Here is a 12,799-nt window from a genome sequence, read left to right on the forward strand (position 1 = left end):
CTATCGGGTCTGCGTCATCGACGCCATCCTGGAGCACTCACCGGCCGACGATGTCCGCCGGCCCACAGTGCCGGCCGAGTCATCGGCCCTCGGACTGGGCCACCTACAGTTCGAAGCCCTGATCACTACCGCCCGGCTGTCGGCCAACCCGAACGACTTCGCCCTGGTCGCGCTCTTGGGCCGCGGATCGTTGAAGCCTGCGGGGCGAATATCGGGGACCTGGGCGAGGAGCACGGCCACCGGGTTCTGCGCGTACACGGCAAGGGCGGCAAGGTCGCACTCGTCCCGCTGCCGCCGGCTGTGGCCCGAGCCATCGATCGGGCCGTTGATGAGCGCATCAGCGGGCCGATCCTGCGCAACACCCTCGGCGGGAGGAGGGACCGGCACGCCGCCACCCGCCGGCTCAAGCACCTGGCCCAGGCCGCGGGGATCCGGATGCCGAGGATGCATCCCCACATGCTGCGGCACACGTTCGTGACGACGATGCTCGACGCTGGCGTCAGCCTGCGCGACGTGCAGATCGCCGCCCGCCACGCCGACCCGCGAACCACGATGCGCTACGACCGGGCCCGCAAGAACCTCGACCGGCACCCCAACTACATCCTGGCCGAGTACATGGCCTCCGGAACCTAGACAGCGCTCGCGGCTTTGCCGAGATGAGTACACCGATCATGATGGATGGCGTTGAGGTTGACATGCAGCGAGATGCCGATGCGCAGTTGGCGGGGAACTTGACACAGGTCATCACCGCCGGGAGAGGATAAGGCGTGAGGGCAACCCTTTCGACGCCGCCTGCCATCCCCGCCGGAACCCTCGCCGCAGGCCCGCAACCGATGCTTTCCGCCCCGGGTGGCCTGCTCTTGCGGCCCTGGGAGCCTTTCGACGCGCCAGTTTTCCTCGCTGCTTACCGCGACCCCGAGATCCAGCACTGGCACACTCGCCAACCCGCATCTGAAGACCAGGTCCGTGAGTGGTTCGATCAGTATCGCCAGGCCTGGGCGCAGGAGACGGGCGCGAGTTGGGCGGTGACCCGCGGCGGCAGTGAGGTGCTGGGGCGCATCGCCATGGGCGGAATGAATCTCGATGACGGTGTCGCAGGGTGCGCATATTGGGTGCTCCCGGCCGCCCGTGGAGCAGGTGTGGCCTCCCGCGCGCTGACGGCCTTGAGCGTCTGGGCACTGGGCGAGGCCGGTTTCCACCGTCTGCATTTGGATCACTCGACCCGCAACAATGCCTCCTGCCGGGTCGCCGTCAAAGCCGGTTTCCTCCTGGAGGGCACCAAGCGCAGCGACGCCGTCCACTCCGACGGCCGGCACGACATGCACCTGCACGCCCGCATCCGAGGCGACGAGCAACTCGCCTGATGTCGGCTTGCCTCAGCAGTCCACCGGAAAGCAGGTATTGCCCTTATGACAGTTCGTCGGCGGACCGACGCACTGTCATGGCACCCCTTTATGTCAAGGCGCCGCTGACACCGCAGGGTTAGGGTGGTTGGTGGCGGGTCCGGGAAGTGGCTTGTCCGAAGGACCGATGTCCGGGGTCAGGTCGGTCACGCTGGATTGCAGAGTCGTCCCCGATTGCCCTCCCGGGCCTGCCACCTGCCGTCGTTTCCGGTCTTCGACCATGCGGTCGTAGACCACGTTGGAGAGGCGTCGCTTCAGTGCGCGCATGGCCTCCATGGAGGTCTTCCCGGCGGCCTTCTTCGCGTCGAAGTAGGCGCGGCCTTGCGTGCGGTTGCGTAGCTGGACCACGGCCATGATGTGCAGCGTCCGGTTGATCCGCCGGTTGCCGGCGCGGGAGAGCCGGTGCCGCTTCTGGTCGCCGGAGGAGGCGTCCAGGGGTGCGGTGCCGTTCCAGGAGGTGAACCGGTCGCGGTCGGCGAACCGGCTGATGTCTGCGACGTCTGCCAGTAGGCGGGCCGCGCCTGAGGGGCCGATGCCGTGCAACTCCATCAGGGTGCAGCCGCGGGCGGTCACCAGCTCCTTGAGGTCCTTGTCCGCGGCTTTGATCTTCTTGTCGATCCCCTCGAGTTCACTGATCAGCTCGACGGCGGCCAAGTCTCTAAGTAGCCGCGACCAGCGCGCTGAGGTGTCGCAGTCAGTTGGCGGGCGACTGTCGTAGATCAGTCGACGGAGGGCAGGTCGAGAGTCGAGGTGTCTAGCCCCACCTGATGCTTGACAAATCCGCCCCCAGCACAAGCCCGACAGTCGGCCTTGGTTCCTCGGTCGTCCTGGTTACAGTCGGTGACATCTGAGTGTCTGCGGGCGCACTCACATGGCCGATGAGCGTGCGGCATCCGACGCCTCACGTCTGTTGGGAAAGCATCTGCCATCCGCGCTCCTGCCAGGGCTCGTCTCGGCGCCGGAGTGCCCCGGCACGATCTTCGGCCGTGGACTGTGCGAGCTTGGCTTCATCCGCGCTCATCCAGCCGTTGCGGCACGACTGTTCGTACTCGTCCCAGTCCTCGATCTCGACACGCGAATCCCGCTCGTGGAGTACTGGGTCCAGTTCGAGATCGATATACCGCCAGCCTGCTTCGGTAATCTCCGGCGGGAGGCACACGTCGATCTCAAGCCGCCGATCAGCAGGATCGCCGACCCACCACGCCACCCACGGGCGGCCCGCCGCGAGCAACACCACGACGGGTACTGAAAGAGCGCCACTGTCATGCGGAGCACCTCATGGTGAACCGGCCGGGCCCCGCAGCCACGTCCCGTCACGGTCCTGGAGGATCTGCTGGAGATCAAACCAAAAAACGCCTCCGGGGCGTTTGATTTTGCATAGACGTACGCTTCTGCTGTTCTGCACCACGCCCACAGGAGCACGCTAGGGGCAGACGGAGTACGCCGCGACCCGGCGCACCATGGAGCGTCCGGATCTGGCCCCGAGTCGCGGGTCCAGCCGCCGCGGCGTAGCCACGCTGAGTAGAAGCTGGTCACACGGCTCGCCCTCGGCGGGCCATGGCCCACGGCCCCACCGTGGCCCGCGAGTACGGCATCCCCGCGGTCATCTGCGTTCCCGACGCGACCCGGAAGATCTCCACCGGGCAGATCATCACCGTGGACGCTGCGGCCGGAACCGTGACGATCCACTGACCGACGCGGGTGCCCGACGTAGTGGCTCGGCGGCCGGAGCGCGCTGACGCGACCTGCCACCCAGCCGCACGTCCGCCCGATCGATCTCCTCTGCCCACTTCTTCAAGGCATTCCGTGCCGACGGCAAGTCGCCCTGCTCCAGAAACTCGCTCGAGGTCGTCGCGATTCAACGGGTCCTCCTGACGTCCGGATTGCGAGGGGCGCCGGGCGGAGATCACGGTGGAGGCGCTGTGATGAGACGCTCGACGGCCGCCATCGCGGCCCCGGCCACCCGCAGTAGTCGCGCGCTATGGGGCGCAGAGTTGCGCTCGTAGCGTTTCGTAGGTCCATTGCTCCCATCGCTCGGACGGCCAGCCGCGTTCGCGAACGAACAGCAGATACATTTCGGTGCTTAGGAGCACGAACAGGAGGTCGGCCGCCGTTTCCGCAGTGATGCCGTCCCGCGCTCCAGGCTTGGCGATCAGAGCCTCGGCAACGGCCGTGTGCACGGTGAGGCGGGGCTGCTCGCCGTCCGGCCACAGTTGCGCGACCGCGGCGTCGGAGGCGATCGCGGTGGCGACCATGTCGGTGATGGCCGACACGCGGCGCAGGACGGCGCCTGCGCCCCGCACGTGCGCGTGCAACAGGGCGTCGGCGGTCTCCGCCGCCATGGCGGCACGGAACCATGGCCGATCCATCGTGGCGATCGGCTCGTCGTCCCCGGCGATCGTGGCGTCGACGAGATCCTTGAGCAGCTTGCGCTTGTTGCCGAACACGAAGTAGATCGTCTGGATCGCGACCCCCGCCCGGTCAGCGACCTCCTGCAGTTTCGTCGCGCCGTAGCCGTTGGCGACGAACAGATCGAGCGCGGCATCGAGGATGCGTCGCCGTGTCTCTGCTGCTCGCTCGCTGCGGTTCTTCACGCTCTTGACATCGGTCACCGCTGTAGCGTACCTCTAGAAGTGCCCACTAGAGGCGGCCTCTAGAGATTGGTTCTAGGAATGTCTGTCATCACACTCACCCGCTTCACGATCGAACCCGGTGACGTCGCCGCGTTGCGGACCCGGCACGCCGACCTGATCGCCGCGATCCGGTCGGCGACGCCGGGCCTCGTCGAGGCACGACTCGGGAAGATCGACGAGCGGACCGTGGTCGGGATCTGGCGGTGGGAATCCGCCGAACACCTTCACGCGGCCCGCCGGATCGCGCCGGACCTCCCGGAGACCGCGGCTACGTTCTCGCTGGCGAGTGCGGTCACCGCGGATGATGTGGCCATGGTCGATGAGCACTGACCCGACGCACGACGAGCTTGCCATCGAAGCCACCGGCCTGCTGAAGGTCTTCGGCGCCCACCGCGCCGTGGACGGGCTGGATCTGACCGTGCCCGCCGGCGGCGTGTTCGGCTTCCTGGGTCCGAACGGGGCCGGCAAGACGACCACCGTCCGCATCCTGGCCACCCTCCTGCGACCAGACGGCGGCACCGTGCGGGTGCTCGGCCACGACGTCATGCACGAAGCCGACCGCGTCCGCGACCGGATCAGCCTGACCGGCCAGTTCGCCACGATCGACCAGGAACTGACCGCGGTCGAGAACCTCACGATCCTCGCCCGGCTCCTCGGCTTCAGCCGTGCCCAGGCCAGGACCCGCGCAGAGGAACTGCTCGACGGATTCGGCCTCGCCGACGCCGCCGGTACCACCGTGAAGACCCACTCGGGAGGCATGCGCCGCCGGCTCGACATCGCCGCCAGCATCATCGTCACCCCCGACCTGCTGTTCCTGGACGAGCCGACGACGGGCCTGGACCCACAAAGCCGTAACCAGGTGTGGGGCATCGTGCGCGCCCTCGTCCGCGAGGGCACCACCGTCCTGCTCACCACCCAGTACCTCGAGGAGGCTGACCGCCTCGCCGACCGCCTCGCCGTCGTCGACCGTGGCCGGATCGTCGCGGAAGGCACACCCGCACAGCTCAAGGCGTCGGTCGGCGCCGGCACCGTCCAGGTCCAAGTCCACGACTCGAACCGGGCCGAGGCCGCACGCCGGCTGGCCGACGCGCTCGGCGTCGCGGTCCAGACCGACGCCAACGACGGTCTGCTCTCGGCCCGGGTGGACGACCCCACACTCGCCTCGCTCGCGCTCGCCGACCTGACCCGGGCCGGCATCGACCTCACCACGTTCGCCCTCGGCCAACCAACCCTCGACGAGACGTTCCTGGCCCTCACCGGGCACAACACCCAGGCCAGCACCGACGCCGGGAAGAAGCCAGCATGACCACGACATCGACGACGCCGGACACGACCAACCACGCACTCCACGACGCAGTCTCGACCCGGCCACGGCCACCGCGCGCCAGTCCGGTGTCGGCGTCCCTGACGTTCGCCTGGCGCGCCCTGCTGAAGATCAAACACGTACCGGAACAGCTCGCCGACGCAATCATGATCCCGGTGCTGTTCACCGTCATGTTCACGTATCTGTTCGGCGGCGCCATCGTCGGCTCAACCCGCGAGTACCTCCAGTTCCTCCTCCCGGGCACCATGGTCTTCGCGGTCCTACTCATCACCGTCTACGCGGGAGTCAACCTCAAAACCGACATCACCACCGGCGTCGTCGACCGCTTCCGATCCATGCCGATCTGGCGGCCGGCCCTCATCGTCGGCGGCCTGATCAGCGACGCCGGCCGCAACCTCCTGGCGGCGGGACTCGTCCTCGCCCTCGGACTCGTCATGGGCTTCCGGCCCGAGGGCGGCACCGTCGGGGTCCTGCTGGCAGTCGGGCTCGTCCTCGCGTTCGCCTTTGGCCTGTCCTGGGTCTGGGCGACACTCGGGCTACTCCTTCGCACACCGAGCGCCATCTCAGCGGTGAGCTTCCTCGTGCAGTTCCCGCTCACCTTCGCCAGCAACGTGTTCGTCGACCCGCAGACCATGCCCGGATGGCTGCGAGCGTTCGTCGAGATCAACCCAGTCAGCCTGCTCGTCGATGCCGCCAGAGGCCTGATGCACGGCACCGCCGAACCCACACAGATCGGCGGCGTGCTCCTCGCTGCGGTCCTGCTCGTGGCGATCTTCGGCCCGTTGACCATGCGCCTGTATCGCACCCGGACATGACATCCGACCACCGCCCATCCCGACGGACAACCGCAGAGGAACACCCCATGCTGACACGCCTTCACCTGGCCGCGGCCGCGGCAGCCGTCACAGCGACCGTGCTGCTCGTCCTCACGGCGATCATCACGGCACTGCTCGACGCACACCGGACCGCCGACGTCCGGCAGGCCATGCTGTGGGGACAACTCGTCCTCGTCCCCGCCCTGGTCATCACCGGGGCGACCGGATTCCGCATGGCCGGAACCTCGGCCGACCCCAGAATCGGGGCCAAGAAACGCCGCATGTCACTCATCGCCGGTATCGGGCTGCTCCTGCTGGCTCCCGCCGCCTTCGCCCTGTACCGGCTCGCATCACGCGGCGACTTCGGTGGCCCATACCTCGCCGTCCAGACGGTAGAGGTCCTTGCTGCCGCGACCAGCCTCGCCCTGATGGCAGGCAACATCCGCGACGGTCTACGGCTCACCGGACGCCGCTGACCGCTCCACAACCACCCGCCCCCCCACGGCCGGTCCTCCAGAAAGGCAGATCGCTGCAATTCGTCGTGCAGCCAATCGGTACCGTTCGCAACCGCCGTAGAATCAGCGCCGCGACCGATCATGGGCAGCGGTGACCAGCACCATCACGGTAGACCCGCAGTTCGGTGAAGACTGCCATGCCCATATCAGCGCGCGGTCGGGCGGACGTGGCAAGGGTCAACAGCGGTGAAACCGCCCAGACCTGCTGGCGTTGAACAGCTTCCGCGTCCGCGTCCGTCGGGCGTCGTGCTGGGTACCTAATCGGTTGGCATCGCACCGTCTGACCGCATTACGGTGCCAGCCGTGCCTATCCATGATGACGAGATCCGTGCCACCGTCGGGCAGGTGCGTCGCCTGGTGGCGGCCCAGTGTCCGCAGTGGGCCGACCTTCCCGTGACCCCCCTGCCCGGCGAGTTGGAGGGCACTGACCACGTACTCTTCCGGATCGGCGACGAGCTCGTCGCCCGGATGCCCAAGATCGCCGGGGCGGTCGATCAGGCCGATTCTGATGCGCGGTGGCTGCCCTTGCTGGCGGCCCACGTGCCTGTGCGGATTCCCGTTCCGCTTCACGTGGGCGAGCCGGGCGCGGGGTACCCGTGGCGGTGGACCGTGGTGCCGTGGGTCGTGGGGGAGACGCCTCCCAGGCTTGGCTGCGGCGACGTTGTCCTGGCGCGCGATGTGGCAGCGTTCGTTCGCGCCCTGCACGGGGTGGATCCGACCGGGGGTCCGTTCAAGCCACCGGGTTCCCGCGGGTCCGCCCTGCGCCACGTCGATGAAGCCGTTCGCCGTGTGCTGCCGCGGCTCGCCGAGCATGACGACGGCTTCGATGTGACCGCGGCTGAGGCGGCCTGGGACGCCTGCCTGGCTGCTCCTGACTGGGACCGGGACCCCGTGTGGATCCACGGTGATCTGCAGCCGGGCAACCTGATCACCGACCGCGGCCGACTGGCCGCTGTTATCGATTTCGGCGCACTCGGTGTCGGCGATCCGGCGCCGGACGTGGCTCCGGCGCTATGGACGTTCACCGGCGCGGCCCGGGAAGCCTACCGGGAGGCAATCGGGTACGACGACGCTACCTGGCGCCGCGCCTGCGGCTGGGCACTCGCACCGTCGCTGGCCGGCATCGACTACTACCGGCATACTTTCCCCCGAATGGCCGAGCACGGCCGCCGAATGGTCCGCGCAGTGATCGCCGAACTGGCGCAGCTCGATCGCAAGCCCGAGCGGCTCGCCGAATTCGCCGGCCTTGTCACGGCACGCACCATCCGCCCCGGCACCGGCCACCAACCACCGGAGGAAACATGACGCCCATGCCGCTGCCCACCCCCACGCTGCACACCCCTCGCCTGCGACTGCGTCCCTTCAACGACGCGGATGCGAACGCCCTCTTCGCGCTGCACAGCAGCGCCTACGTGCTGCGCTACTGGGACGCGCCGCCCTGGACCGAACGTGTGCGCGCCGAGCGGTTCATCACGGCTTGCCGACAGATGGCAGAGGAAGGCACCGGGACGCGGCTGGCCGTGGACCGTGTTTCCGACGGGGCGTTCATCGGCTGGTGCAGTCTGACCCGGTGGAATCCGGACTACCGCAGCGCGTCGCTGGGCTACTGCTTCGACGATGCAGCGTGGGGCCACGGCTACGCGACGGAGGCCGCGCGCGCTTTGCTGCAGTGGGCATTCGACACGCTGGACCTGAATCGAGTCCAGGCCGAGACCGATACGCGCAACGCGGCATCTGCCCGCGTACTGGAGAAGCTCGGGTTCGTGCGCGAAGGGACGTTGCGGGAAGACTGCGTCGTGAACGGCGAGGTCTCAGACTCGTGGGTGTACGGGCTGATCAGGCGGGAGTGGCGGCCCTCGTCCGAGCCGGTGCCCGCCCGCTGAGTCCTTACTCCCTCGCGCGCCGTCGCCCGGCATCCGGATGCGTCGCTTCGCTGCGTCGAGGAGCCGGCACCGGGCACTCTCCATGCCGCAGATCGAGTGCGCCAGCCGTTCGGAGTTCACCACCGGTGCCACCGTCTGACAGGGTGGCGAGCGTGAGGAAATCCCGACGAGCGCGCGTTGGCCGGATGGGCATTCTCGGGGTGCGTCGCTGCCCGCTGCGCCTGGGGGAGCGAGGCGGCGATGCTGATCGTCACCGGCTGGCCACTTGCCCCCGACGCCGGCGCACCAGTCGAGTTCCTCGCTCGGGGTCGGGCGATGCTCCTGCCCGGCGGATGCCTGGCGGTGCTGCTGGCGCACGTCGACCCGGTCCTTCCGGTCGACGTCGTCATCGCCGGCAAGCAGGCAGGTCTGTCCTACCTGCAGCACATCGTGGCGGCCGACCAGCCACCCACGCGCGGCCAGCGGACACAGCTGGACATCCACACCGATGTCTTGGTTTTTGCCCGGGCGACGGTTCCCGAGAGTTCAGGGAAACTGATGGGTTCTCGACGTGAACCCAAGGGTTCGTCTGCGCAGTCACGCTATCGCGGATCCGGGGGTTCGCGGTGAACCTGGCTGAGGGTCTGGCGACTTTGTTGCGTCAGGAAGGTGGTCACCGCCCGACGGAAGTCGTGCGGATTCTCGACCCACGGCAAGTGACCGGAGCCGGCGAGGCTCACGCGTTGGCAGTTGGTCAGCGCTTGGTGCAGCGAGTCGACGGCCCAGCGGGGGCGGATGTCCTCGGTGCCGTCGATGATCAGCACGGGCAGGTCGAGCGCTCGGCACTGCAGCGCCATTTCGGAGTCGCTGAGCTCTTGCTTGACCTCGGCGTTGATGGCCTGGTTGCAGTCGTAGTTGATGCCCAGCCATGGGGTGGCCATGCGTTGGGCGTGCCGAAGTGCGGTGCCGTGGTCGGCGAAGTCGGCCGACCACTGCAGGACCGCCCGTTCGTGGTCCTCTGCGGGCGTGCGGGTGCGGGCGCCGAGTGCCTCCCACCGGTCCAGATGATGCCCGAGCCGCAGCCTCAGATTCCGCTTGTAGTGCGGGTGCCAGCCGCGCTCGGGGTCGATGCCGGTCCCGGACACGTAGATCAGATGGCTGACCCGTTCGGGGTGTTCGATGGTGTACCGCAACGCCAGGTGCGCACCCCACGAGTGGCCCAACAGGGCCATTCGCGGTCCAGCCAGTTGGTCGCGTACTGCGTCGAGGTCGGCGACGAAGCGGGCGACGCTGTATGGTCCGCGCCGCTGCGAGCGTCCACAGCCGCGCTGGTCCCATCGGATGGTGCGGGCGCGATCGTCGAGCAGCCGGGCGACCGGGTCGAGGTAGTCCCACAGGCCCGGGCCGCCGTGACAGAGCACCAGCGGCGGCCCGGTGCCGGACTGTTCGGCCCACAGGTGGCAGTTGTCGTCGCTGCGCACGTCCAGGTTCATGGGCGACAGTATGGCGGCTTGTGTGGGGCCGCTTTGCTGAGCGAGACGGCCGGGTCAGTTGATGGTTGGCTGTGCGTGCCGGCCGGCGTGGGCCACCGGATCGTCGGTCTGCTCGGTTGGCGTGCTCAGCAGTTGTCGCGCCGCGGCCGCGTAGCGGATCGCGGTGGTCTCGCAGATGCCGAAGACCTCGGCCAGGTGCAGCGGGTCGGCGCCGCTGACGAGGGCTTCGTCGAGGTGACGGTCGATGCGCAGCCGTTCGAGGGGCGACGCGACCCGGCTGCTCGATCTTGCCCCCGCGTCCGCGGTCGGCGAGGTCGGGCTCGTGCTCACCTCACCGCCGTACGGGCGGTCCACCCACGGACTTGTCCGCATGACCGGTACCGGGGTGAGGAAGCGGGCCCACCTGTACGGCGACCGCGCGCGCGGCAACCTCGCCTACGCCGGATGGTCCGGTCTGCTCGACGGGTTCGCCGCGATCGTGTCCGCCAGCTACCGGCTGCTGCGCCCCGGCGGCACGGTAGTCATCACCTGCCGCCCGGTACGCCGCAGCCCGGACGACTTCATCGACCTGCCCGGTGAGCTCCTGACGGTCGCGCAGCAGGTCGGGCTGATACCGGTGCAGCGGTGCGCGGCGATGCTCGCCGCCGTCCGCGACGGCCAGATCGTGCACCGCGCCTCGATGTTCGGGCTCATGGCGGTGCGTAAGTCCAGGGCCGAGGGCCTCCCTGTGCACCTCGTGGCACATGAGGATGTGCTGGTCCTGAGACGAGGCCAGCCGAACCCCGGCGTCGCGCCCGCCGACGGCTGACAGCAGGTGCGGTCATCGCCTCCGCTGTCACAGGCAACTCCAGCAATAGAGCCTCTCCCCATTCGCACGGGCCAGTCGAACAAGTTCCGTCAGCTTCTCGGCCCTGAAGGGGTCGAGCTTGCAGATCGTGTTCGGTGCTGGCTGCATCGGTCACGCCGCGTTTGGCAGGCTGGCGGCTGCCCAGTCCGCGATACCGCGGGTGGCGATGTTGCGGGCTGCGTTGACGTCGGCGTGCTCAGCGAAGCCGCATGACGTGCATCGGAAGGTGGATTGGTTGGGGCGGTTGGCTTTGGCGATGTGCCCGCAGGTGGAGCAGCCCTGCGAGGTGTACGCCGGATTGACGTGAACGAGCGCCAGCCCGGCCCGGGCTGCTTTGTAGGCGATGAACTGGCCGAGCTGGTGGAACGCCCACGTGTGCAGGGTGACCCGCTGGGGCCGTCGGAGCCGTACCCGGTCGCGGATGCCGCTGAGGTTTTCCAGGGCGATGCCGCGGCCGGTGCGTTCGGCCTCGGTCACGATCTGCTTGGCGATGCGATGGTTGGTGTCGGCCGCGAACCGGGCTTCCTTACGCCGGCGGGCTTTCAACAGCCGCTTGGCCGATTTGGTGCCGATGCGCTGGAGTTTGGCCCGCAGCCGCTGGTTGCGATGCCGGACCCGGTTCAAACCCTTGCCGCTGTGTCGGGTGCCGTCGTTGGTGGTGGCGATGTTCGCGATGCCCAGGTCGACACCGAGGAACCCCTCAGGCTGCTTCACCTCCACGTCAGGGATGTCGCAGGTGGCGTACAGGAACCACTTGCCGTCGCGGTGCACCAGGTCGGACTCGCCTCGCCGGTGCGCCACCAGGGTGGCGTACTGCTGGGCGGAGCAGCCGAACCGGACTCGGTTCAACCGGCCGCCGACGGCCCAGATCGATACCGTGCGGTCGGCGAGCCGCCAGGACAGGCACCGGTCGTCGAACGGTTGCGCGGCATCCCGACGGAACCGGATCGGCTTTCCCTCGGCCTTGCGGCGGCGTTTCGACCCGGGTTTGCCGAGGTTACCGGCACGGATGGTGGCCTTCAGGGTGGCGTACGCGCCAGCAACCTTACGGGCGACATGGATCGCCGGCTGGGCCGACAACCCCATCGCCTTCAACCGTCCGTAGGTGAGTCGCTGGAGTGCCTGCTTCGCGTAGATCCGCCGCTGGAATGCCTCAGTTGAGGCGAGGTTCGCGGCCTCGTTGCACAGGTCAAGCGTCGCCCGAAGCGCCGCCTCCTGGGCGGCGTCCGGGTACAGCCGAACCTGCACCACGATTTTTACGTCCACAGTGTACCATCGTGTCTATGTCACCACGGTGGACCCCAGATCCGGATGTCCGCCGTGGCCGGAGCGTCGTGCACCACCTGCATGTGCATCTTGTCTTCGTCACGAAGTACCGGCGGGACGTGCTCAACGACGCCATGCTCACCAGGTGCGGGCAGATCATGGCCGACGTGTGCGACAAACTCGGCGCGGAACTGCGGGAGTTCAACGGCGAAGACGACCACGTCCACCTGCTCGTCCACTACCCGCCGAAACTGCCGATCTCAACCCTGGTCAACCGACTCAAGGCCGTTTCCACGCATTACCTGCGGCAGGAATTCACCGGCCGGATCAACCGGCACATCATGCACGGCCACCTGTGGTCACCCTCGTACTTCGCTGGATCCTGCGGCGGGGCACCCCTCACCGTCATCCGCGAATACATCGAAAACCAGAAACATCCCGGCTCGTGACGCGATTCCTCCCGGCCCTGGAGCTGAAGGACCGGGATTCCTCGCTAAATCACGTTGAGTAGCGACAGCATGTACTCCGGCTCCGGGTAGTCGCTGAAGTGGGACGCATCCTCGATGCGCGACCATCGATGGGCCAGGCTCAGCAACCGGTCATCCGGTAGCTCGGCAAGCGCATCCCGAGCGCGCTCGCTT

18 protein-coding genes are annotated in these 12,799 nt (G+C 68.1%); 12 read left to right on the forward strand and 6 right to left on the reverse strand.

Going from position 1 to position 12,799, the window contains the following annotated elements:
- Positions 1–186: 186 nt before the first annotated feature.
- Together FXF52_RS38230 and FXF52_RS38235 are read left to right on the forward strand one after the other, a co-directional pair.
- Positions 187–633 carry a tyrosine-type recombinase/integrase gene (locus FXF52_RS38230; protein WP_255472819.1) on the forward strand — a complete coding sequence of 149 codons (447 nt, stop codon included), beginning with the start codon at positions 187–189 and terminating at the stop codon, positions 631–633.
- A 134-nt stretch (positions 634–767) separates the two neighbouring features.
- The gene (locus FXF52_RS38235) at positions 768–1,364 is read left to right on the forward strand and encodes a GNAT family N-acetyltransferase (RefSeq protein ID WP_148804551.1); all 597 of its coding nucleotides are present in this window, start codon (positions 768–770) and stop codon (positions 1,362–1,364) included.
- Between the two features lie 93 nt (positions 1,365–1,457).
- Here FXF52_RS38235 and FXF52_RS38240 read toward each other — a convergent pair whose 3' ends face one another.
- Complete coding sequence (locus FXF52_RS38240; protein ID WP_255472812.1) at positions 1,458–2,057, reverse strand: transposase; 600 nt, start codon at positions 2,055–2,057, stop codon at positions 1,458–1,460.
- Between the two features lie 247 nt (positions 2,058–2,304).
- On the reverse strand, positions 2,305–2,640 hold the full coding sequence (locus FXF52_RS38245; RefSeq protein ID WP_148804552.1) for a DUF402 domain-containing protein: 336 nt from the start codon (positions 2,638–2,640) through the stop codon (positions 2,305–2,307).
- Between the two features lie 320 nt (positions 2,641–2,960).
- Here FXF52_RS38245 and FXF52_RS38250 point away from each other — a divergent pair, with 320 nt between their 5' ends.
- Positions 2,961–3,095 carry a PEP-utilizing enzyme gene (locus FXF52_RS38250; RefSeq protein ID WP_255472815.1) on the forward strand — a complete coding sequence of 45 codons (135 nt, stop codon included), beginning with the start codon at positions 2,961–2,963 and terminating at the stop codon, positions 3,093–3,095.
- A 287-nt stretch (positions 3,096–3,382) separates the two neighbouring features.
- Here FXF52_RS38250 and FXF52_RS38255 read toward each other — a convergent pair whose 3' ends face one another.
- On the reverse strand, positions 3,383–4,015 hold the full coding sequence (locus FXF52_RS38255; RefSeq protein WP_148804553.1) for a TetR/AcrR family transcriptional regulator: 633 nt from the start codon (positions 4,013–4,015) through the stop codon (positions 3,383–3,385).
- 60 nt (positions 4,016–4,075) lie between these two features.
- Between FXF52_RS38255 and FXF52_RS38260 the strand changes: the two genes are divergently transcribed.
- From FXF52_RS38260 to FXF52_RS38290, 7 genes are all read left to right on the forward strand, one after another.
- A complete protein-coding gene (locus FXF52_RS38260; RefSeq protein WP_148804554.1) occupies positions 4,076–4,366 on the forward strand; it encodes an antibiotic biosynthesis monooxygenase in 291 nt (96 codons plus the stop codon).
- Positions 4,338–5,342 carry an ATP-binding cassette domain-containing protein gene (locus FXF52_RS38265; protein ID WP_370518082.1) on the forward strand — a complete coding sequence of 335 codons (1,005 nt, stop codon included), beginning with the start codon at positions 4,338–4,340 and terminating at the stop codon, positions 5,340–5,342. Before FXF52_RS38260 ends, FXF52_RS38265 begins: the two co-directional genes overlap by 29 nt.
- Positions 5,339–6,175 carry an ABC transporter permease gene (locus tag FXF52_RS38270; RefSeq protein ID WP_148804556.1) on the forward strand — a complete coding sequence of 279 codons (837 nt, stop codon included), beginning with the start codon at positions 5,339–5,341 and terminating at the stop codon, positions 6,173–6,175. Before FXF52_RS38265 ends, FXF52_RS38270 begins: the two co-directional genes overlap by 4 nt.
- 47 nt (positions 6,176–6,222) lie before the next feature.
- Entirely contained in the window at positions 6,223–6,651 is a 429-nt protein-coding gene (locus FXF52_RS38275; RefSeq protein ID WP_148804557.1) for a hypothetical protein, read from the forward strand.
- 342 nt (positions 6,652–6,993) lie between these two features.
- Positions 6,994–7,995 carry an aminoglycoside phosphotransferase family protein gene (locus tag FXF52_RS38280; RefSeq protein ID WP_222870910.1) on the forward strand — a complete coding sequence of 334 codons (1,002 nt, stop codon included), beginning with the start codon at positions 6,994–6,996 and terminating at the stop codon, positions 7,993–7,995.
- A 5-nt stretch (positions 7,996–8,000) separates the two neighbouring features.
- A complete protein-coding gene (locus FXF52_RS38285) occupies positions 8,001–8,573 on the forward strand; it encodes a GNAT family N-acetyltransferase (RefSeq protein ID WP_187413961.1) in 573 nt (190 codons plus the stop codon).
- Positions 8,574–8,813: 240 nt separating this feature from the next.
- Positions 8,814–9,182 (forward strand): hypothetical protein, encoded by a 369-nt coding sequence (locus FXF52_RS38290; protein WP_187413962.1) that lies wholly within the window; start codon positions 8,814–8,816, stop codon positions 9,180–9,182.
- On the opposite strand, the gene FXF52_RS38295 is transcribed toward FXF52_RS38290, so the two are convergent.
- Positions 9,155–10,045 carry an alpha/beta fold hydrolase gene (locus FXF52_RS38295; protein ID WP_148804560.1) on the reverse strand — a complete coding sequence of 297 codons (891 nt, stop codon included), beginning with the start codon at positions 10,043–10,045 and terminating at the stop codon, positions 9,155–9,157. The two genes, FXF52_RS38290 and FXF52_RS38295, sit on opposite strands and share 28 nt — an antisense overlap.
- A gap of 54 nt (positions 10,046–10,099) precedes the next feature.
- Complete coding sequence (locus FXF52_RS38300; RefSeq protein WP_187413963.1) at positions 10,100–10,417, reverse strand: hypothetical protein; 318 nt, start codon at positions 10,415–10,417, stop codon at positions 10,100–10,102.
- Between FXF52_RS38300 and FXF52_RS38305 the strand changes: the two genes are divergently transcribed.
- Positions 10,416–10,853, forward strand: a complete 438-nt coding sequence (locus FXF52_RS38305; protein WP_255472817.1) for a hypothetical protein — start codon at positions 10,416–10,418, stop codon at positions 10,851–10,853. The two genes, FXF52_RS38300 and FXF52_RS38305, sit on opposite strands and share 2 nt — an antisense overlap.
- A gap of 150 nt (positions 10,854–11,003) precedes the next feature.
- On the opposite strand, the gene FXF52_RS38310 is transcribed toward FXF52_RS38305, so the two are convergent.
- Entirely contained in the window at positions 11,004–12,158 is a 1,155-nt protein-coding gene (locus tag FXF52_RS38310; protein WP_148804562.1) for an RNA-guided endonuclease TnpB family protein, read from the reverse strand.
- Between the two features lie 17 nt (positions 12,159–12,175).
- On the opposite strand from FXF52_RS38310, the gene tnpA reads away from it, so the two are divergent.
- Positions 12,176–12,607, forward strand: a complete 432-nt coding sequence (gene tnpA / locus FXF52_RS38315; protein WP_148804563.1) for an IS200/IS605 family transposase — start codon at positions 12,176–12,178, stop codon at positions 12,605–12,607.
- The last annotated feature ends 192 nt before the right edge of the window (positions 12,608–12,799 follow it).

The organism is Micromonospora sp. MP36, from assembly GCF_008119785.1.
In the GTDB taxonomy this organism is placed as follows: Bacteria; Actinomycetota; Actinomycetes; order Mycobacteriales; family Micromonosporaceae; genus Micromonospora.

What these genes read in the sequence shown, in the direction of transcription:
- FXF52_RS38250 (WP_255472815.1), top strand. Translation starts at nt 2,961, where the DNA reads ATGGCCCACGGCCCCACCGTGGCCCGCGAGTACGGCATCCCCGCGGTC.
- FXF52_RS38260 (WP_148804554.1), top strand. Translation starts at nt 4,076, where the DNA reads ATGTCTGTCATCACACTCACCCGCTTCACGATCGAACCCGGTGACGTC.
- FXF52_RS38265 (WP_370518082.1), top strand. Translation starts at nt 4,338, where the DNA reads ATGATGTGGCCATGGTCGATGAGCACTGACCCGACGCACGACGAGCTT.
- FXF52_RS38270 (WP_148804556.1), top strand. Translation starts at nt 5,339, where the DNA reads ATGACCACGACATCGACGACGCCGGACACGACCAACCACGCACTCCAC.
- FXF52_RS38275 (WP_148804557.1), top strand. Translation starts at nt 6,223, where the DNA reads ATGCTGACACGCCTTCACCTGGCCGCGGCCGCGGCAGCCGTCACAGCG.
- FXF52_RS38285 (WP_187413961.1), top strand. Translation starts at nt 8,001, where the DNA reads ATGCCGCTGCCCACCCCCACGCTGCACACCCCTCGCCTGCGACTGCGT.
- FXF52_RS38290 (WP_187413962.1), top strand. Translation starts at nt 8,814, where the DNA reads ATGCTGATCGTCACCGGCTGGCCACTTGCCCCCGACGCCGGCGCACCA.
- FXF52_RS38295 (WP_148804560.1), bottom strand. Translation starts at nt 10,045, where the DNA reads ATGAACCTGGACGTGCGCAGCGACGACAACTGCCACCTGTGGGCCGAA.
- FXF52_RS38305 (WP_255472817.1), top strand. Translation starts at nt 10,416, where the DNA reads ATGACCGGTACCGGGGTGAGGAAGCGGGCCCACCTGTACGGCGACCGC.
- FXF52_RS38300 (WP_187413963.1), bottom strand. Translation starts at nt 10,417, where the DNA reads ATGCGGACAAGTCCGTGGGTGGACCGCCCGTACGGCGGTGAGGTGAGC.
- tnpA (WP_148804563.1), top strand. Translation starts at nt 12,176, where the DNA reads ATGTCACCACGGTGGACCCCAGATCCGGATGTCCGCCGTGGCCGGAGC.